General features: G+C 64.6%; 17 protein-coding genes. 7 read left to right on the top strand and 10 right to left on the bottom strand.

Annotated features, from left to right (window positions below; all coding sequences use genetic code 11):
* Positions 1-3 precede the first annotated feature (3 nt).
* Positions 4-258: a hypothetical protein gene (locus C1I93_RS11740; RefSeq protein ID WP_111243300.1), complete on the bottom strand. Its 255-nt coding sequence runs from the start codon at positions 256-258 to the stop codon at positions 4-6.
* Positions 255-518, bottom strand: coding sequence for a DivIVA domain-containing protein (locus C1I93_RS11735; RefSeq protein ID WP_111243299.1), 264 nt, complete (start codon positions 516-518; stop codon positions 255-257). The genes C1I93_RS11740 and C1I93_RS11735 overlap by 4 nt, the downstream gene beginning before the upstream one ends.
* Before the next feature lie 454 nt (positions 519-972).
* Between C1I93_RS11735 and C1I93_RS11730 the strand changes: the two genes are divergently transcribed.
* On the top strand, positions 973-2,424 hold the full coding sequence (locus C1I93_RS11730; protein WP_111243293.1) for a helix-turn-helix domain-containing protein: 1,452 nt from the start codon (positions 973-975) through the stop codon (positions 2,422-2,424).
* Between the two features lie 2 nt (positions 2,425-2,426).
* Entirely contained in the window at positions 2,427-3,374 is a 948-nt protein-coding gene (locus C1I93_RS11725; protein WP_111243292.1) for an aminoglycoside phosphotransferase family protein, read from the top strand.
* Between the two features lie 4 nt (positions 3,375-3,378).
* On the opposite strand, the gene C1I93_RS11720 is transcribed toward C1I93_RS11725, so the two are convergent.
* Positions 3,379-5,040 carry an HNH endonuclease family protein gene (locus tag C1I93_RS11720; protein ID WP_220039566.1) on the bottom strand — a complete coding sequence of 554 codons (1,662 nt, stop codon included), beginning with the start codon at positions 5,038-5,040 and terminating at the stop codon, positions 3,379-3,381.
* A gap of 475 nt (positions 5,041-5,515) precedes the next feature.
* Between C1I93_RS11720 and C1I93_RS11715 the strand changes: the two genes are divergently transcribed.
* Together C1I93_RS11715 and C1I93_RS11710 are read left to right on the top strand one after the other, a co-directional pair.
* Positions 5,516-6,382 carry a GIY-YIG nuclease family protein gene (locus tag C1I93_RS11715; protein WP_181445129.1) on the top strand — a complete coding sequence of 289 codons (867 nt, stop codon included), beginning with the start codon at positions 5,516-5,518 and terminating at the stop codon, positions 6,380-6,382.
* 139 nt (positions 6,383-6,521) lie between these two features.
* Positions 6,522-7,463, top strand: a complete 942-nt coding sequence (locus C1I93_RS11710) for an HNH endonuclease (protein WP_181445128.1) — start codon at positions 6,522-6,524, stop codon at positions 7,461-7,463.
* 26 nt (positions 7,464-7,489) lie between these two features.
* Here the strand turns inward: C1I93_RS11710 and C1I93_RS31965 are convergent, their stop codons facing one another.
* Positions 7,490-7,918: a very short patch repair endonuclease gene (locus tag C1I93_RS31965; protein ID WP_212808736.1), complete on the bottom strand. Its 429-nt coding sequence runs from the start codon at positions 7,916-7,918 to the stop codon at positions 7,490-7,492.
* Positions 7,919-8,313: 395 nt separating this feature from the next.
* Positions 8,314-9,618: a DNA cytosine methyltransferase gene (locus tag C1I93_RS11700; protein WP_111243288.1), complete on the bottom strand. Its 1,305-nt coding sequence runs from the start codon at positions 9,616-9,618 to the stop codon at positions 8,314-8,316.
* 177 nt (positions 9,619-9,795) lie between these two features.
* Here C1I93_RS11700 and C1I93_RS11695 point away from each other — a divergent pair, with 177 nt between their 5' ends.
* Positions 9,796-10,218, top strand: coding sequence for a DUF4259 domain-containing protein (locus tag C1I93_RS11695; RefSeq protein ID WP_111243287.1), 423 nt, complete (start codon positions 9,796-9,798; stop codon positions 10,216-10,218).
* 62 nt (positions 10,219-10,280) lie between these two features.
* On the opposite strand, the gene C1I93_RS11690 is transcribed toward C1I93_RS11695, so the two are convergent.
* The 5 genes from C1I93_RS11690 to C1I93_RS11670 all read right to left on the bottom strand — a co-directional run bounded on the left by C1I93_RS11690 (position 10,281) and on the right by C1I93_RS11670 (position 15,615).
* Positions 10,281-12,119, bottom strand: a complete 1,839-nt coding sequence (locus C1I93_RS11690; protein ID WP_111243286.1) for a DUF262 domain-containing protein — start codon at positions 12,117-12,119, stop codon at positions 10,281-10,283.
* 364 nt (positions 12,120-12,483) lie between these two features.
* Positions 12,484-13,077, bottom strand: a complete 594-nt coding sequence (locus C1I93_RS11685; protein WP_111243285.1) for a MarR family transcriptional regulator — start codon at positions 13,075-13,077, stop codon at positions 12,484-12,486.
* A gap of 72 nt (positions 13,078-13,149) precedes the next feature.
* Positions 13,150-13,443: a CYTH domain-containing protein gene (locus tag C1I93_RS11680; protein ID WP_111243284.1), complete on the bottom strand. Its 294-nt coding sequence runs from the start codon at positions 13,441-13,443 to the stop codon at positions 13,150-13,152.
* Positions 13,444-13,666: 223 nt separating this feature from the next.
* Complete coding sequence (locus C1I93_RS11675; protein ID WP_111243283.1) at positions 13,667-14,311, bottom strand: response regulator transcription factor; 645 nt, start codon at positions 14,309-14,311, stop codon at positions 13,667-13,669.
* On the bottom strand, positions 14,263-15,615 hold the full coding sequence (locus C1I93_RS11670; RefSeq protein WP_223256689.1) for a sensor histidine kinase: 1,353 nt from the start codon (positions 15,613-15,615) through the stop codon (positions 14,263-14,265). Before C1I93_RS11670 ends, C1I93_RS11675 begins: the two co-directional genes overlap by 49 nt.
* Positions 15,616-15,672: 57 nt before the next feature.
* Between C1I93_RS11670 and C1I93_RS11665 the strand changes: the two genes are divergently transcribed.
* Both C1I93_RS11665 and C1I93_RS11660 read left to right on the top strand, forming a co-directional pair.
* Entirely contained in the window at positions 15,673-17,799 is a 2,127-nt protein-coding gene (locus C1I93_RS11665; protein ID WP_111243282.1) for an MMPL family transporter, read from the top strand.
* Positions 17,800-18,189: 390 nt separating this feature from the next.
* Entirely contained in the window at positions 18,190-20,358 is a 2,169-nt protein-coding gene (locus C1I93_RS11660) for a choice-of-anchor J domain-containing protein (protein WP_223256690.1), read from the top strand.
* Positions 20,359-20,368: the final 10 nt, after the last annotated feature.

Here is a 20,368-nt window from a genome sequence, read left to right as displayed (position 1 = left end):
AAGCTACTCCCCCGTGGTCGCGCAGGGCCCGTCGTGGTCGTCGCGACGCCGGCAGCGGCCGGCACCGTCGCCCCGGGCATCACACCACACTCGGGTACGCAGAAACTGCTTGTCCTCCTCGCCGAGGGTGGTCTCACCGAAGTCGATGGCGGTGACGTGGCCGAGCGAGTCACGCAACGCGACCGCGAGCGCGGTCGCCTCGTCGAGGCTGGTCAGCGTGGTGGGCAGATGAATGACCCAGTGCGGCGACTCCGTCATCTCGACCACCGGTTGTTCGGTGCGCCAGACCTCCCATAACCGCCGCGGGCCTGCCGGGACTGCCACTGCCGCAACGCCTGCCGGATCCGCTCGGCCTCGGTGTGCGCGGTGACCAGCTCCCGCTGCAATCGGTCCAACTCGTCAGCGACCAGATCTAGGTAACCATGCACCTGAGCGGGGTCGAGCCCGCGCCAACGGGTGTCGAAGACGACCGCCCGAACATTCCGCGGACGAAGATGCTCCCGACTCACATAGATCATCGCCGCCGCGCCTCCCACTCGGTTATGTACGGCGGCAACGGCACCTCGCCGCGCGCCTGGTCGATAGCGTCCATGTCCCTCCCTGGCTCGATCTTGCGGCTCCGAGACGGGCGGGGACGGCAGAATGTCTCACCGGTCGACGCCCCACCGGAGCCCAGCACCCGCCCCGGGCCTCACATCGAAGCGTTGTGGATCAGTGCGACGGCCGCATGACGGGCGCAAGGTAGCCAAGATGCGCGCTTCGTATCTGATCGCGTACCGAACGTTGACCACCGCCCGGCACTCTCGCGCGCCGGGGCACGCGGTGGCTTCACGGCGTCTCGCGACCGGCATGACACCGTGGGGATGATCGATATACCTGGCGCGCATATCGCGATCCGTCCTGACCGGTTGAATAGATAGGCTCGACAGAGCGCAATCGAACAAGCCGCCCGCGAAAACAGCGAGGTCGCCGGTGAGACACGCGAAATGCCCACGTTGCGGAGGCCGCCTGGCCCGCGACAACGACAGTGGACGCTGCGCACCCTGCCAGTCGGCCGAGCGAGACCGGCTCTGCGCGCCGCCGCAGGTACCAGCACTGTTCTGGAAACACGAGCCGATACAGCGTGCGCTGGCGGACCGGCACTTCGGGCGAGTGATCCGGGCATACCGACACCACCCCTACCACGGACGCACAGCATTGCCGCAGGCCGTAGTAGCAGGATGGCTCGGTATCACGCAAGCCCAGCTCAGCCGAGTCGAGAATGGACCGCCTCTCGTTCACCTGGACCGCCTCACCCACTGGGCGACACTGCTACGAGTTCCCAGGCCGCACCTGTGGTTCGACGTAGCAGGCGCCAAGTGCGCTCACCAGGGCGAATTATCTTCTCTGCCTGGGGAAGTCGTAGCTACCAGCGCTGACGAGGGTCGGCGGATGCTGCTGGCCGGGATTGCTGCCGTCGCTACTGGGGCAGGCATCCTCGGTGGCACCGCCATAACGCAGTCCAGGAGGATTGGCGCTGCCGACGTTGCTCGTCTGAACGCTGTGCTGGAGCTTTATCGTTCAGTCGACTACGAGTGCGGCGGCGGCCTGCTGTATCAGGAGGTCGCCCGGTTCGCGGAGTCCGTGTTCCGCATGCTCGACTGGTCACGTTCGCCCAGCCTTACCCCACAGCTCGTCGCCGCTGCGGCGGCTGCTCGTCAGTTGGCCGGCTGGACAGCGTTGGACGCAGGCCGGCACTCGGACGCACAACGACACTTCGTCGCAGGTGAACGCGCCGCTCTCGCCGCTGGTGATGCCCCGCTGACTGCCATGATCCGCTACTCGCAGGCCAAACAGCTACAGCATCTACGACACAACCGGGATGCCCTGGCCACGCTTCAGCTCGCTCACGCGCAGCTCGGATCGAAGGGTACGCCAGCCGTCAGGGCTCTGCTCTGGGGTGCGGAAGCCGCGTCAGTCGCAGCGCTCGGCGACTACAGGGAGGCGGAACGCACCCTCGGCGAGGCCAGCAAACAGTTTGAGCAGATCTCCGCCGACCGCGAGCCGAGATGGATGGGTTTCTACGACCGCGGCGAGCTGCTAGCCCAGTACGGTCGCGTCTACCGCGATAAGGCCCGCCACGATAAGAAGCACGGATCGGCAGCGGTGCGCTTCGTGACCGACGCGATCGATGCCTTCGGCCCCGGCAACGTGCGCAGCAGCGCACTCAACGAGGTCGGGCTATGCAGTGCACTCTTCCTCGCCGACGAACCCGAGCAGGCTTTGAACGTCGGGCACAGCGTCCTACGCCAGGCCCAAAACATCAGCTCGGCACGGGTGCTCGACCGAGTCATCAACCTGCGTCGCGATCTAGCGGGACACCGCAAGCTCCCAGAAGTCACCGGGTTTGCGCGAGACCTGGCTACGCTCAGAGTTCGGGAATGAGCATGAGGACCACAGGCCGGTTCACCGAAGAAGCGATGACAGACGCCATGCGGCAGATCGCTGCCCAGCTCTCCGTGCCGACCGGCGACGTCCGGCTGCTGCAGCTCACCAACAACGCCGTCTTCGCCCTTCCCGAGGCCAACCTGGTTATCCGGATTGCCCGGACCCATCGGCTCCACGACCGGGTCACCAAGGTGATCGACCTCGCGCGCTGGTTCGCGGAGATCAACGCACCCGCCATCCGGCTGGCCGCAGCAGCCCAAGAGCCGATGGTTGTGGGCGATCTCAGTGCTTCTGTGTGGACCTACGTTCCGCCCACATCACCCGCTCCCACCGTCGCCGACCTCGGCCAGGTCCTCCGCGAGTTCCACTCTCTTCCCACTCCCCCGATCGATCTACCGCAGTGGGATCCGATCGGCGATGCCCGCCGACGGTTAGCCGACGCGGAAGGACTCAGGCAGGAAGACGCCGACTTCCTTTCGAGGTGGTGTGACCGTCTAGAGCCGCAGGTGGCAGCCCTGATGCAGCAGACGACCCCTCGCCTCGTCCACGGGGACGCCCACGCCGGCAATCTCCTTCGAGAACCCTCCGGCCGAATCGTCATGTGCGACTTCGACGCCACCTGCATCGGCCCCTGGCAGGTCGACCTCGCAGCAGTGGCTGTGGGCGCAGCTCGCTTCGGCAAGTCCGAAGAGCACGTCAGGCTAGCTGCCACCTACGGCTCCAACGTAATCGCAGATCCGTGCTGGCCGCTATTGCGCGAAGCCCGAGAGCTAAAGATGATCGCTGCCGCAACGCCCTTCCTAGCATCCTCTGACGTCGTCATGGACGAGTTCGCAAACCGAGTCAGATCCATTCTGGCAAGCGAGCGCGGCGCAATATGGAAACCATTTTCAGAACTTACCACGCTAGCCAGAAATGCCTTTTATAACAAATCGCCATCCGCGTAGAGCTCTATCCATTATCCTCCATCGCGAAAAGCGCTGCCTGTGAACCTCGCTGCTGGGCGTGCCTGCTCTCCTTGTAGCCTGTATTGCAGTAGGGATGCGCGATCTGGCCGTTCTCGGGCATTCCCGTGCCGCCATCAGCTTTACGTAGCCTGTGGTCAATCGAGGCCGACCCAAGCGGCACGCGTGCACCGCATATACCGCAACGAGTGGCGCCTTCGAGAACACCTCGAAGAACTATCATATTCTTGGTTTCCGTCGAAAAATTCCGCCCATGCTGACGATCATCATCTGTGATCTCCTTAAGCGACGCGCGAAGGGAAGGCTGCCGCTTAAGATCAACGACAATTTCGTCGCCCGCAAGTTGCCGCGTCAAGCAGTCAAAAACCGTTCGGTGCATCACGTGAATGGGGCCAACCGCTCGCTGCATGCTGCCATAATTTCGGACAATCTGGTTTAGGAAATATTTGCGAGTGACGAGAAATTCTTCGAACGCTGCGCGGACATCCGTGAAGGCAGCGATCCTCTTCTTCTTTTCAAGCTCCACCACAAGAGCAACGGTCGCCAAGAATGCAGCAGGCTGGAAACGGCCGGTTGCGCTGTAGAAGTACACCGCAGGATGCAATCCAAGCGAACCAGGTTCGTTGCCCGCGATCCGACTCGCGGCCTTCCTGACAGCACGCATGAACTCGATGGTTCTGCTGCCATCTCCGTCGTCCGCAAGTAGCGGCGACGCAACTCCCTCCTTTGCACGCTGCCCCGGAGCTTTTGCCGGCCGCTGCCACATGTCAGGAGTAAGGTTATTGACGAAGTTCACAAGCTCAAAAACCATCCGCAGACTATCTGACGAGTATCCCCGCCCAGCCGCCGGAAGGTCCGTCGTTCGAATTGAAGTCTCAAGAGCAGGCCGAAACATCAACTCGTATACCTCCTTCGCAATTCTCTCAATCTCCTCCTGGGTATCCACCTCGAAATCAGACCAGTATTTGTGGCCAGTTCCCGCACGTATGAAAGCACGAGCAGCTAACGCATTCGGCTTTCGTCGAGCTTTGATCATATCGAGCTCGGTTTGGTCAATTGGCGTAGCCTGCTGATTAATGCGAAAGAAGCTACTTTCGGCTTTCTCTGCTCCACCTACGACCCACTGCAAATGCAAGGCGAACGCACTCAAGTTTCGGGCCAGGCGCAGCTTGCTCTTATCACTGGTACCCGGGTTGCGCAAGACCGAGCTCAATTCAGCGTACGAGCCTACACTATCGTTAATGATCTTCCGCGCCCCATCAGCCGCCCGCTTCTGCTCTACCGGTATCGTGTTATCGAAAAAGCGCATTGACGTGTGCTTGTCGCCGTAATCATCATGCACCCATGCAACAAGAGCGCTTAGACGGTGGGCGCCATCGATAACGAAAATATTGCCACTTCTTGGTGAACGCCATAGGATGACCGACGGGATAAGATCGCCCTCAAGGAAGCTCCTCACAAGCTCCGCAACCTTCTCTGGCGTCCAGTTGGCGGTCTCGCGTTGGAAGTCGGGTTTGCGAAGAACGTTGTAAATCAGGCTTTCAGGACCAAGATCCGTGATTTTCATTGTGGTACTTAAGATAGACGGCTCCGTGACCGGTTCCGGAGTATGGACTTCGAAATCCTCGCGAGGAATCAAGGCATCCATGTTGACCAGATGTCTTGGCATTAGCTCCCCATATATAAATAATACTGATCCAAGATGGCCACCTTACAACACAGAAATTTGTAAGGCGAGACCACCTAGAGCAAAGTCTTGAGGTCTTGTCGTATATCCGACGCTAGATCGGGAGTCTGTCCGGCATGAAGTTGAGATAGGAAGATCCCGAGCCATGGACACGGAACGGACATGTCGGGCAATAATGGTATGGAAGTGGCAGCCGGCCGAGTGGTCTCTGAGGTCCCCGGCCGTGCCGGAACCGGCATTGGGCGTCACCTGGACCGACGCCCGCCAGAGGAAGTATCTGCAACTCCGGCTATGCCCCGAACCCGGAGCATCCCCATCAGAACTGCCTGCGTCTCGATCTAGGTCCAGATGATAATCTGCCGGCTCCGCTGCACATTTGGATCTCGAACTATGCCATGTCAAACTACCTGACCCAGCCTGCCGTTGGAGGTGCCAGGTGACTAAACAGTGGACGGCGGAGTTCCGTCTCAGCATTACTCGCGCCCTCGCCGATCAGTTGGAGACAACCTTACGCCCGCTGGAACCCGCGCCCCTGACGCTGGCGTACCTTTCCGGTGTCGCAGGGCGTCCTGGTGTCTACACGCTGTACTTGAACGGCCAACGCGTGTATGTCGGCAAGGCGGCTACGTCCCTCCAGGAACGACTAACCCAGCATCACCGTAAGCTATGCGGTCGCACTGGCATCGCATCCGATACGGTGCGGTTTATATGTGCCTATGTCGACGAGGATCTCGACGCAGCCGCGCCTGAGAAACTTCTCATCAAGCGCTACCGGGAACATGACAGCATCCCATGGAACACTAATGGTTTCGGGAACAACGACCCCGGGCGCAATCGAGACAAGAGCGTGGTCAAGGCAGCCCACTTCGATGCCCTATATCCTATCAACCTCGACTATCGGATCCTCTTGGGGCCGGGTTCGCAGCGGATCGGCGCGATTCTGGATGAAGCCACCCGCCAACTACCCTACCGCCTACGGTTTGATAAAAGCACCGGGGCCCAAAAGATCTACCAGAGCACCTCGCTGACTAGCCCGGGCCAGCCCATATCGATCAGGAATCTCGCACCCCAGCTTATCGCCGCACTCCCTGAGGGGTGGCAGCTAACCGCTCTGCCCGGTTATCTCATCATGTATCAAGAGCGCCAGCAGTACGACAGTGCGCTCGGCTGGTGGCGGCGTGAGCCGGACGGCCAGATTACCTACACCCTAGGCCCCCGCCAGTTCGCTGGGGGAAAGGTGGATCCGGATTTTGCCGATGAAGACGCGGGCGAGTCCGATCCACTCGTCGGGCTCCATGAGTAGGTAGGCCGCCAGAAGGATGCTATCCGTGCTCAGTGTCAGCGACTACGTAGGGATCAGGACAAGTTCTGCCCGCAAGCAGTGGCGCTCCATTAGCGCCCGTTCGCCAGTAACTGCGGGCCGTCAAGTAGCGTTCCTCCCGGTGGAGACGCTGGCATGTCTCGCCGCGAGCCTGTTGGTCAATCATCGGAAATATGGTGGCACGACCGCCCACAAGGCCGAGGAGCCCATTCCAACACTGGCGCGCCTCTTCCAGCGGCCCAATAGCAGCATCCTGGCGAAGATGGCCAACCTCGACGGCAGCAGACGGAACGGCGCGAAACACGAGATCGAGGTAGCAGCTCATCTCCTCGATATTCCTGGACGCCTCGGTGCCGTCTACCGTGTCATACTCACTGCCGCGCGGGATGTCGGCATCGGGCCGGAAAGATTGCCTGATTTTCTCGGGATAGCCGATAGCAACGCTGAGCTTCTGTTACTTAACCAAAGCAAGCTCGACAGGGCAGACGTTGAGGTCACCGTACAGGCCCTCTCGGCGAACTGGCTTGAGTCGCGAACAGACCTTGATGAGCGGACAACTGAGCGTCTACTCGTCGCCGCTGTGAGGGTTGGCCAGCCCCGATTCGCCCGTGAGGTGCTACACAACCACGGGTACCGATGTGTATTTTGCGGCCTTTCTGTCCGCCTAGAGACAGGCGGCGCTGCGCGGATGCTGGTAGCCGGCCACATCAAGGCGTGGCGGGCTAGCAGTCATGCCGAAAGGCTAGACGCGCGCAATGGCCTAGCAGCGTGCCCCACTCACGACATCGCATTCGACACTGGGCTCATAACCGTCACGGGTGGCCTTCGTATCCATCTAAAGCATTCTCTCGCCGCTGCCGTGGGCAGGGATCCAGCGATCCGCGCCGCATTTGGAAGGCCCCCGTTGGCCGATAATCTACTCTTACCCGCTGGCGCTTTACCCCCACTTTCCAAGTACCTGATCTGGCACCACCAACATGTCTACGGCGGTGCACCATCACACGCCCCGGCTCCTGACAACGACGGGCCACCCGACGACGTGTGGACACAGGAGGAGGAGTAGTTATGCTGTCCGGATAGGCTCTGAGTTCAGGTCGTTAGGCGGCGTCGTTCAGGCGATTCCTCGTCTGAGGACGGCCAAGCCGCACGGACTCTCTTGAGCATGTCTTCAACGCGGTCGGCAGCCTCCGCCGGGTCCTCGTGCTCCCAAATCCTGATCACGGTCCAACCAGCATCAGCGAGCAACTGGTCAGTCTCCCGATCCCGTGCGCGGTTGCCGTCGATCTTCTCTCGCCAGAAGCTGTCATTAGCACGAGCCGGGCGATAGTGCTCGGAACATCCATGCCAGTAGCATCCATCGATGAAAACCGCGACGCGGGAGGCCGTGAATACTACGTCGGCCGTGCGACGCAGCTCCCGAAGAGGCCTAACGTTAACCCGGTATCGCAGTCCTTTTGAGTGGAGGAGTGAGCGTATCCGCTGCTCCGGGCCGGTATCGCGGGCCTTGTTGGCGCGCATCACCGCCCGTACGGCCGGGTTCTTTGCCCATGAATTCTTGGAGGGGGCCAGCGTGACGAGAAGCCCCTTAGCCGATGCCAAGCGCCACCCTTGAGACAGGTTCTCCGCGCGGGTAGCGTGCTCGACCTCGCCAAGATACCGAGTGGGTGAGCGGCCTCTGTCTGACCACCGCAAGTAAGCACGGATCCTGCGGGTGCGAGGCAACAGCTTGAGTTCGACAGACGCACGGGCGCGCCTCCCATCGCCGAGATCGACCCACCGGCAGTCGAGCCCTCCAGCGGCGCGGTCCTGTTCGAGCGAAGCGGCCCGCCTGCTACGGCCCTGCCGGCCCTTCCACGCTTTTGATGGCGGAGGCCTTTCCGCCCAACGGTTATCGGAGCGAGTGGCGGTCGAAGTCATGGTGTGCCCTCAGCCTCATCGAGGGCAGCGGCGATGGCTCGGGCGAAGAACTCGCCAAGCATCACGGGCACGGCGTTGCCGAGTTGCCGCATCTGTTCACCCCGCGGCCCGGCGAGTTTCCAACCATCGGGGAAGGTCATGACTCGCGCTGTCTCGCGTACGGTCATGTATCGGTGCTTGTAGGCGTATGGCGAGCCCGCAGTCGATTCGGATAACAGGTCGTCGGTCAACATTACCGACTCGCCGCCGGGAACTCCATGCACCCCAGCCTTGACGGTCTTTGCCGGCCGATCAAGCTCGTTCGGCGTGTGCCCGGGGTAGATGCGTGCGTCGGGCCAGCCAATGTGGTCGGTGAGCCCGCCGAGTCCATACTCACGCCGATCCAGTCTGTCCCAAGGCACAGGAGGCAGTGGACGCTGTCCGTCAATCCCCTTAATCGCATCGCGTAGGGTTCGCCAAGGAAGCATGCCGTCCTCCTTCGGAGGGGTGTCCGGCAGCCGGGCCATGAGACGCTCCCGTACGTGGCCGGGCACATCGGGATGCCGTTCCCAGTAGGTACCGTCCAGCATTGACCGGATCAGCGCCGCCTCCGAGTACCGCGGACTCACTGCTTGCTCGAAACGCTGCATGTCGATCCCAAGATCTGACCTGAACGCTACGATTATGATCCTGTTTCGGACCTGAGGGACGCCGTAATCAGCGGCGTTCACCTTCATGGTGACCACGTCGTATCGCTGCTTCGGATCTGTCGGCTCCTCGGCTAGCCGATCCCGCAGTACCTCATCATGCTCGCGCCAGTTAGTGGTCTCGTCGCGCTCAATGAAGGGCAATCGCAGCTCGCGCTCGATGTACTCAAAATACGGTTTAAATGACGGGCGGAGCAGGCCGCGCACGTTCTCGCAGATGACCGCCTTCGGTTGAATCTCGCGGATGGCGCGGAACATCTGCGGGAACATGTTGCGCTTATCCTCGTCGCCCTTGGCGATGCCACCCAGACTGAACGGCTGACACGGCGGCCCGCCCGCGAGCAGGTCTACGCGATCCCACAGGTACTCAAACTGGACATTACTCACATCACCCGAGACCAAGGGCCAACGCTCATTGGGCCCGGGGATCCGCTCCTCGTCGCCCCTCCGAACAGCAACGTTAGCCAGGAGCGTGTCACAGGCATACTTCACAAGCTCGTTCACGAGCAAAGGCCGAAACCCCGCTCGATGCACTGCCATAGCCAGCCCACCACCGCCAGCAAACAACTCCACGGATGTGCGGTCCTTCACTGGCTCTTCTAGCTGCTCAAGCATTGCAGAAGCATACCGCGGAGTTGTGGATCTTCCTAGTGACGCGCCCGGCATACTCGGCGGGCTCATGCTTCCAGCAACGCTGCGCGGGACCTCTCAGCAGGGAGAAGTCGGGGTTCGAGCCCTCTCGCCTGCCCAGCGGGATGATGTGGTTGGGTTACGCCACCCGGAGGAGGATTGATGGCGACATGGCAGTTCGGGCCGTTCGACAACGACGACGCCGTCGAGTGGTGCGGGGCACTGGAAGACAGCGCACCGGATAGACGCACGGACCTCGTGCGACGCACGCTCGAAGCGGCCGTCGTGGCGGGCTCCCACCTCTCCCCGAGCCGCGCAGCCCAAGTCATCGCCGCAGCCGCTACAGTCGTCCAGTCACTCACTGGCAGGCCATCATCAGACTCGGCCTACGCCCCACGGTTCCTCCTCGGCCGCGACGACATTAAAGTGAACTCATCGCTACGAGAAATGGCAATAAGGGCACTCGACACGGTACTTACCACCGAGTCGCAGTGGCGCCTTCGGTGGGTCGACAACATCGAGGAGGAGGAAGCGTTGAAGGCCATCGAGGAACTCCGCGTCAGCCTCGAATCGGAGAATCCGTAATCACGGCGAATGGAAAGGCAGCCAGCCAAGGACAAAGCGAGCAGTAGGCGCTGCGGCTCCGATCAATCCGGTCGAGGCCAGTTCTTTAATGCGAATTTGATCAGGATGCAGGTGCGCATGCCGATCTGCTCCTCGGTCCACCCCTCCGACCACCGCTGCGCTACTTCTGCAGGCATCGTCTCGTAGGGCTGCAGAACTGTGGCGGAATTCAATAGGAGCACACCATACTTGTTGAGCTCCGCACGCTTCTGAGCCCATGGGCCATTGCTGATCGAAGAGTTGAGCTTCTTGGTGGTCAGCGTCAAATTGCCGAGCTGGTGCAGAGCGGCAGCCCGACTGCCCTTCGCCTGTTCTTCAGGCAGATTGGCAGGTAGCGGATAGTGCTGCGCCCACTCCTGCGGCAACAGATGCTCGACACTAAGGTTCGCGGCCTGCGCGGGGCTGAAAGGCTGCTCACTCTTGTCACCTCTCAGTTGGCTCTCCAGACCGGCGAGTAGCACACGGAGCCGCGGTCCACGGAGCGTCCGGTAAAGGTTGTCTTGCAGCAATCCGCCGATAAAGTCGCTGTCATTGGGCCAGTAACGCGACTCGGCTGTCTGCCTGGCGAGCTGATCGCGTAACAGCTCCCCTACTCCCACGTCCTCGGCCTGCCGGATGGTCTGAAGCACCGACAGGAAGAGACGGTTGTAGTCCTTGGTGGTGAGACCGCAGACAAAGCGGCGCACGATCAGTGATTCGATGGCACGAGCGGCGATTTCCCGCTGCTCACGGGGAACTCCGTCCCGGGCCCGCAGATGAAGGAGGATCGGCACTGGGGTGGTGGTCTTGAGCATGTCCAGCACTTGGAGCAACTGGCCGGTGGGGTCCACTCCGGCGAGCCCTTCGAGGTGCCGCATTGCCCTGCCATGGTGCGCCAGGTCGATTAACACATCGACCGCGAGTGCATTAGTGCTGTTTTGCCAGCGGCGAAAGTCTGCGAACAGTCGCTCGATGGGCACCTCCTGCCCGATCTGGATGGACAACCAGTACGACAGCAACAGGTCGATGCGCGCACGCTTGAATCGCCCAGTGGTGACTTCCTCGGCCCACCAAGGCGCTTCGAAGGGTGCCCAGAACTCCTCGTGCAGCGTCGTGACATCTTGTCCCTGCTGCTCGGCAAGCCGGAAGAGTGTGTTCTTCACCAAGTCCGAAGCGCGGAGTCGGGTACCACGGTCATTCAGGGTCTCGAAAATGACCTGCGCATCGTCTTGCCCCTCAAGCTGGATCTCGACAAATCCCAGCCGCTCCCTTAGGGCGATAACGAGCGCATCCGCCCGGTCGACTGGCTTTGGGCAGTCCGCCAGCCACGCACGAACCTCGTCGTCAAAGTAGCGACGAGCCGTGACGAGTCCATGTTCGTCGGCTCGAAAAAGCGGCAGCTCGGAAATGAAGATCCTCTTGAACGCGTCTCGGTCTGGCAACGATGGCCAGACCTTATAGCGCTCATACGGGTGGTTTGGGTGAACGAGCTGTTCGGTGTTGTGCAGAAACAGCTTCAGAAGTGCCTCGGCGTTATCGGCAGCATGCGTCTTCGCCGCCGCCCAGCACGCAGCCAGCAGCACTTGCAGCGTGGTCAGACGCTGCTGTCCATCGATCACATTCATCGCGAGGATCCGGCCGGGCGCAGGCGGCAAACGCTCAAGCACGATCGCGCCAAGGAAGTGGGCTCGCGGCTGACCTATCAACGTAGGGACTGCGCCACTTAACTCTGCCTCGACCTCCTCCGCCGCCATCCGGACGTCTGACCACAACGGCTCCCAGTTTCGCTCACGGTTCCACACGTATGGACGCTGGAAGACCGGCACGACATGCCGACGATCCGTGCCAAAGACGTGGACGAGCTGGACAGTGTCCGCTCTCATACAATCTCACCCCGGATGTTGGTCGCTGGCAGCCTAGGAGCTTCGGACAGACGTCTCCAGACCGTAGTGGCTGAGCACAGACACCGGGACCCCTGAAAAGGCGCGGGCTCGATAGACAAGTCGGTAAAAGACGACCGTTGTCCTGAACGACGGTCGGTATAGCGGCGAAGCCGGCGTTCGCCGTGTAGCGCCACGAGCAGGGTGACCATGTGCTCATCAACGATTCGATAGTCCAGGTCAATGGTTGTGGTGACCTGCGTCAGGTCGGCGCGGGTGAGGAACCCGGCGACTGCCGCCCGGCTGGTGGAGACGAGCGAGACGAAGCGTGGCTACGCTCTATCTAATCCGGTCATGCCGCACACCTCTAATCACGTTCGCGACGCAGCACGGCCCACACACGTTGCGCCGCCTCCTCGCTGTCGGGGCCGGGTGAGCGCCACACGTCCCAGAGAACCTGGAGCGGGTCGGCTAGCGACAGCCCACCTGATGCCGTACCGGGTAGCGGCCACAGACCTGGATCTCTCGGCACGGTGAGTTCGAGCGTTGCCTCCTCTTCTCCGGCTGGGATGAAGCCCGCGTCGACCAGGTTGAGTCCGGTGTGGGCGTAGAGGATGGCGCGGGTCGGGGCGCGCCAAGGGGCGATGATGTCGGCGGCGACATCACCGGAGACGGCGACGCCCACCGGATCGGTCGCCTTGATCAGTGAGACGACAGTTCGGGCCTGCTCGACCGCTGGTGCCAGGGCGTACCAGTAGATGGTGATGCCGCCCGGTCCTGGGTAGGTTGCCAGCCACCAGCGGATCGCCGCATCGATGTCCCGCGCGGCCCAACCGCTCGGCGTGCGCTGCACGAGATCTTTGTCAGCCAGCGCGGCCAGAGCCTGGGAGATCCGTGGTTGCGAGACGCCGACGAGGGCGGCCAACTCCTGCTGGGTGGCGGACGGATGCTGGATCAGCATTACCCGCCCTCCTCAAGTAATACTTATGCACCCTCCCTTCAATCTCACAAGGAAACCCTGTACACATCCTCATCACGTGTAGCGGATTTCCTTGCGGAGGTTCTGCGTCTCCTCTTGCGGGAGGGACAACGCCGCCCACAGCAGCGAGTCGTACGTCTCGGTGGTCCGGATCAGGTCGGTCCCGAGAGAGCGGGCGAAGGCGTCCAGGTCCTGCTGCACCTCGCCCGCCGGCTGGTCCCCACTCACCATCGCCTCGATCTCGAAGAAGGTGCCCAGCCCGTCGACCTCGTCCAGGCAGAGCACCATCCTGCCGAGGCGGGCGGTCCGGCGGGTCCTGACGATGCGGATGGTCGGATAAAACTCCATCGCCAGGAGCGGAATGCATCTCGCCCCGGGCGGATATCTCTGCGCAGGCAAGCTCGTTTTCGTGTGGCTGCTTCACGCAGAAGGTGTGCCGGCCGTTCTGCGTACGCAGTCGGGCGAAGGTTGCGCCGATCTTGCTCTGGCCGTAGCTCCAGCCGTTCGCCGCGTACGCCTGGTCGTCCGGCCTGATCGGCTCGGAGAACACGCAGCCTCGCTGCTGAGCACCTCAGCTGTTCAGGTACGCCAGCACTGCCAGCACCCGGCGGTTGTCGTCGTCCGATGGGGGCATGCTGAGCTTGCTGAAGATGTTGTTGATGTGTTTGCTGATCGCTCTCTCCGTGACGAAGAGTCGGCCGGCGATCGCCGCGTTCGACCGTCCCTCGGCCATCAGGCCCAACACCTCGCGCTCCCGCGCCGTCAATTCGCCCAACCGGTCCGCGCCGGCGTTGCGGGCCAGCAGTTGGGAGACCACCTCGGGGTCCATCACCATGCCGCCGGCGGCGACCCGGCGGACCGCGTCGATGAACTGGCCGACGTTCGACACGCGGTCCTTGAGCAGGTAGCCAACGCCGCCGGCGCGGTCGGCGAGCAGTTCGCGGGCGTAGAGCTGCTCGACGTGTTGGGAGAGCACCAGGATGGGCAGGCCGGGGAGTTGCCGCCGGGCGGCGAGGGCGGCTTGCAGGCCCTCGTCGGTGCAGGTGGGTGGCAGGCGTACGTCGAGGACCGCCACGTCGGGGCGGTGCCGGGTCAGGGCGGGCAGCACGCTGGGTCCGTCGGCGACGGCTTCGACAACTGTGCAGTCGTACGCGTCGAGGATGCGGGTCAAACCGTCCCGGAGAAGGGCGAGGTCCTCCGCGATGACAACTCGCACGGCAGCTCCATGGTCACGATTGTGGGTCCGCCGGGCGGACTCGTCACCGTCATGGTGCCATCGAAGGCAGCCAGTCTGCGGCGTACACCCGCCAGGCCGCTGCCGGCGTCGAAGGTGGCGCCGCCGTGCCCGTCGTCGCGGACCTCCATCCGGAGCATGCCGGCCGCGTGCGCCAGCCGCACCGAGGCGTGCCGCGCGGCACTGTGTTTGGCCACGTTGGCCAGCAACTCGGCGACCGCGAAGTAGGCTGCGGCCTCGACCGCTGCCGGCGGGCTGCCGGGCAGGTCGATGTCGACGTCCACGGGCGGGGTGACGGTGAGGGCGAGGGCGCGCACCGCCCCGTCCAGGCCGCGTTCGGCGAGCACCGGCGGATAGATTCCGCGTACGAGATCACGCAGCTCGACAAGTGCCTGGCCGCTGGCCTGCTGCGCCTCGCCGAGCAGGCGGGCGGCCCGGACCGGGTCGTGGGTGAGTAGTTCCGCGGCCAGCCCGATGCTCATGCGCAGGGCGACCAGCCGGGCCTGCGCGCCGTCGTGCAGGTCGCGTTCGATCCGGCGCAGCTCGGCGGCCTGGGTGTCGATGGTGTCGGCGCGGGTGATGGTGAGGTGCCGGACCCGCAGCGCCAGTTCCTGCGCCTGGGTGGGGGCGAGGAAGAAGCCGGCGAAGCGGAAGTGCAGCCAGAGCAGCCAGGGGCCGACGGTCAGCCCGGCACCGAGGATCAGCCAGCCCTGTGGGCCGCAGAGCCACGCCTCGACGGCGTTCTCCATCGGCCAGAAGAGGGCGTAGCCGTAGCCGTCGGTGATCAGGTAGATCATCAGTGGCACCAGCAGGATGCCTTCGAGGCCGTACAGCGGCAGCGCGAACGCCAGCAGACAGACCGCGCCGGTGACCGTGCCGGGCAGCAGCCAGCCGAAGTCCCGCCAGGTGGCGGGGTCGGAGACGGTCCAGCGGAACCGCCGCCAGCTGCCCAGCGGCATCCCGGCCGGCACCGGCTGGTACGGCGAGACGATCGGCTGGCCGGCCCACCGGCTCATCCGGCGTTGCAGGGTCAGCGACAGGCGCACCAGCACCGTCACCGTCGGAAACAGCACGAAGCCGATGCCGAGCGCGGGAATCAGCAGCAGCGACACCACCGACAGCAGGAACAACGCCAGGTTTGTCACGCTGAGCAGCCCGACGGTGAGGCCCTGCCCGGCGCTGATCAGGCCGGGTCGCGCCCAGCGCCACAACGCGGCGCGTACCGAGCTGTCCACGGCCTCATTCTTCCGCAGCGGCGGCCCGGAAAGCGGTGGTGCCAGCACCACCAAAGGACGGGACCTGACACTCCTGCCCGGGGCCCGCGCGGGTCGAAGGATCAGTGCATGACCAGGTTGAGGAAAAGGGTGCTGGCCGGTTTGTCGCCCGGCCGGCGCAGCAAGTACGCGCTCATCGTGTTCTGGCTCGTGCTCGTCTCGGCGGCCGGCCCGCTCGCCGTCAAGCTGACCGAGGTGCAGCAGAACGACACGCTCGGGGCGCTGCCGGCGACCGCCGAGTCCAGTCGGGCGGCGCAGCGGGCGCAGCAGGCGTTCCCGGACTCGCGGCAGCCGCTCGCCGTCGTCGTCTACGTCCGCGACGGTGGGCTCACCGACGCCGACCGGGCCAGGTCCGAGCAGGACCGGGCGGCCTTCGTCCGGTACGCCGACGGCGGCCAGGTGTCCCCGCCGATACCCAGCGCGGACGGGCAGGCGCTGCTGCTCTCCTTTCCCGTCGCCGGGGACGACGAGCAGCGGACCGAGGCGGCGACGCAGATCAAGCAGCGGCTGACCGCCGACCCGCCGGCCGGTCTGCGGATCGCGCTCACCGGCCAGGTCGGTGCCGACGACGACGTCTCCGAGGCGTTCGGCGGGATGGACACCACGCTGTTGTTGGCGACCGCCGGCACTGTCGCGTTGCTGCTGCTCGTCACGTACCGCAGTCCGGTGTTGTGGCTGGTCCCGCTGGTGACCGTGGGGTTGGCCAACCAGCTGGCCGGCGCGGTGGTCTATCTGCTGGCCAAGCATGCCGGGCTGGCGGTGGACTTCCAGAGCCAGACCATCATGACGGTGCTGGTTTTCGGCGTCGGCGTGGACTACGCGCTGCTGCTGATCGCCCGCTACCGGGAGGAGTTGCGCCGGCACGCCGACCGGCACGCGGCGATGGCTGTCGCGTTGCGCCGGTCGTACGGTGCGATCGCCGCCTCGGCCGCGACGGTGGTCCTCGGTCTGCTCTGCCTGCTCGCCGCGGACCTGCCGTCCACCCGGGGTCTCGGGCCGGTCGGCGCGGTCGGCATCGGCGCGGCGTTCCTGGCCATGACCACGCTGCTGCCGGCGGTGCTCGTGCTCTTCGGACGGTGGCTGTTCTGGCCCTTCGTGCCCCGGCACGTGCCGGATGCGGCCGGTGTGGACGTGGCCGCCCAACACGGGGTGTGGCGGCGCGTCGCCGGTCTGGTGGGGCGGTGGCCGCGTCCGGTGTGGCTCGGCACGGCCGCCGCCCTGATCGTGCTGAGCTTCGGCATCGGCAACCTGAGCATCGGCCTGCCCGGTGAGGAGACGTTCACCACCGAGGTCGGTTCGATCACCGGTCAGCGGATGATCGAGGCGCACTACCCGGGCGGCACTGTGGAACCGGTCGAGATCCTGGCCGCGGCCGGGCCGGCGGACCAGGTGGTCGCCGCCGCGCGTACCGTGCCGGGGGTGGCCGAGGTCGGCGCGCCGCAACTGTCGGCGGACGGCCGGTGGGTACGCGTCACCGCGGTCCTGGCCGACGTGCCGGACAGCGACGCGGCGCTGGCCACCGTCACACGCCTGCGCGACGCGGTGCACGCGGTGCCCGACGGGCAGGCGCTGGTCGGTGGGTTCAGCGCGCACGTGCTGGACGAGGAACGGACCGTCAACCGGGACAACCGGCTGGTCGCGCCGCTGGTGCTGGCGGTGGTCTTCTTGGTGCTGGTGCTGCTGCTACGGGCCCTTGTCGCGCCGCTGCTGTTGCTGGTCAGCGTGGTGCTGTCCTACCTGGCCGCGTTGGGTGCCGCCGGCTTCATCCTGGCCGCGATCGGCTATCCGAAGCTGTTCGTCGGGAACCCGTTGCAGACGTTCCTGTTCCTGGTCGCCCTGGGCGTGGACTACACCATCTTCCTGGTCACCCGGGCCCGCGAGGAGACGGCGCGGCGCGGGCACCGCCCGGGTGTGCTGCACGCGTTGACCGTCACCGGTGGTGTCGTCACCAGCGCGGGCGTGGTGCTGGCCGCCACCTTCGGCGCGTTGAGCGTGCTGCCGCTGGTGCCGTCGGTGCAGATGGCGGTGATCGTCAGCGTCGGGGTGCTGCTGGACACGTTCGTGGTCCGCACCCTGCTCGTCCCGGCGCTGGCCCTGGAGCTGGGTCGACGCACCTGGTGGCCGAGCGCCCTGTCCCGCCCCTCGTTCCGCCCGGTCCCCAGCGGAGCGGTCGAGCGGGCACCGGTGGGCCGGTAACCCACGACCCTCGTCACGCCGCTGGCCGTCCCACCCGGGCACGGCCAGCGGCAACTACGGCGTGTCCAGCATCCGACAACTCTCTGCCTTGATTGCTGGGCGTAGCGAACTCTCCGGCCTGCTCCCTGCCTTCGTCGCGTAGGACACGGGACGCTCGATCGGCCGCCCGCGCGACCGACGACGATGCTCACCTCGGTCGCGGTGTTTCCATGAGCCCACCACTTGCCTGATCGATGTCGGTGTGTTGAGGTCACGAAGACGCTCGATCAGCGTGCGCAGACCCGTCGGCGCCGGTTCGTCCGGAATGCCGGCCGGTTCTTCCATCGACGAGGAGGTTCCATGGCACGTCGCCGCATTGCGGGGATTGCAGCCAGCGCCATTGTCCTACCGTTGCTCTCCGTCGTCGCCCATCCGGCGACGGCGTCGGCCGCGCCCAGCGGTGAGGCGGCACAGCCCGCTCCCGCGCCGGCCACCGGGCTCGCCACTGATGTCCGCGAGCTGACCAGGAAAGACTTCACCTTCAACGGCAAGCCGATCGACACCGCCACCCAGTATCAGCCGCGCGCCCAGGCGCGCTCCGCGGCACCGGCCGCCGAGACGCCGCCGGTGGGGACCGTACGCCAGTGGCTGGCGCTCGACGACTACCAGGGCATCATCTACCTGAAGCCGTTCACGCTGCGGGGCGTGGGCGACAACATCGAGGTGTGGGTCGCCAACGACACCGAGTTCCCGGAGGGCGACTGCCGCCGGCAGATTCCGAACTCGACGGTGGTCACCGACCAGCAGGTCGCCGACCTGGTCCACGAGTTCGACACGAACATGTACCCGAAGTCGGTGGCGGCGTTCAGCACCCCGCCGGACCGGGACGGCAGCAACGCGCTGCTCGCCGGTGATTTCACCGGTGCCGGCAACCGCACGGTCACGCTGGTCGACAACGTCCGGGACGACAACTTCTACGAGTTCCCGGCCTTCCCGAGCTACATCGCCGGGTTCCACTTCTCGTACTTCAACGAGGTGCTCGACCGCAACATCATGACGGTCGACGCGTACGACTGGGCACACCGGACCGGTGCGAACCCGCCGAACGAGCCGACCGACGACCTGTGCACCAGCCGCCCGGCCCGCCCGCAGTTGTACGAGGGCACGTTCATCCACGAGTGGCAGCACCTGGCGCACTACTACACCGACCCGTTCGAGACCGTCTGGCTCAACGAGGGTCTCTCCGACTTTGTGCAGACGCTCGCCGGTTACGTCGACGCGCGGGCCCGGGTCGACCAGCCCGGCGCCGACGGGCACATCTACTGCTTCCAGGGCTTCGGCACGGTGCAGACGGACTACAACACCAACCCACGGGACTGTGGTGGTCCGGAGAACTCGATAAACCTGTGGAACGAGGGCAGCAACGCCAGTGGCGTGCTCGCCGACTACGGCAACGTCTACTCGTTCGTACTCTTCCTCTACGACCGCTACGGCCTGGACTTCATCTCCCGCCTGCACCGCGACGGCGACCTTCAGGGGTTGGCCAGCCTTGAGGCGGCGTTGAAGGACGAGGGCGTCAAGGACATGTACGACGTGATCCACGACTACCAGACGATGAACCTGGTCGACCGGATCGTGGGCAACTCCAAGCTCGGCGTCGTGCTCGGCAAGGACAAGCGCAAGGTCACCACGCCCAGCCTGAACGCCACGGTGAACCTGGACAACCCGGCGTCGTACGCGACCCCGGGCGCCGCCCCCAACGGCGCCGACTACGTGCAGTTGCGCAAGGCGAACGGCAAGCCGCTGGGCCGGGGCGACCTGCGCTCGGTCAAGTTCCAGGGCGCGAAGACGCTGCCGGCGATCCCGCTGGCCTGGACGACGGTGAGCGACGACCCGGACCGGGCCGGCAACCCGGTGCTCTGGTCCGGTAACGCCAGCAGCACCGACGCCGCCGCCGTCACCCCGGTGACGGTGCCGGCCGGCAACCCGACGCTCACCTTCCTCGCGAAGTACGGCGCGGAGGCCGGTTACGACTACGGCTACGTCAGCGTCTCCACCGACGGCGGCGAGAGCTACACCCCGATCGCGGGTGACAAGACCGTGACCGGTCCGCTCGGCCCGGCGCTGAACGGCACCACCAACGGTTTCGAGCCGCACTCGTTCGACCTGTCCGCGTACGCCGGCCAGGAGGTGCTGCTGAGCTTCCGGTACGTCAGCGACGGTGGCGTCAACGAGGGTGGCCTGCGGATCGACGACATCGCCGTCGGCGGCACGCTGGTCAGTGACGGGTCCAGCCTGGAGCCGTTCGACTCGCCGTCGGAGATCGCTCCGACGCCGGTGGCGAACTGGAACGTCCGCTTCGTCGGCCTGGACGAGAAGAACAAGATCGCCTACCAGTACGAGGTCGACGGCAAGTCGAGCTTCACCCTCGGTGTGGTCCCGACGTTGGCGCTGCTGGCCTTCCCGAAGGTGGTAGCCATCGTCGGCTACGACGAGCCGACCGAGCAGCAGTCGCAGTACGCGCCGTACCAGCTGACGGTGAACAACGTCGCCCAACCCGGCGGCGCCCCCCTGACCTAACCCCCACCAG

Origin of the sequence: Micromonospora endophytica (assembly GCF_003236305.1) — a bacterium.
Classification (GTDB): domain Bacteria; phylum Actinomycetota; class Actinomycetes; order Mycobacteriales; family Micromonosporaceae; genus Micromonospora; species Micromonospora endophytica.
The sequence above is the reverse complement of the archived record's forward strand: the minus strand, read 5'-3'. Positions and strand labels throughout refer to the sequence as shown.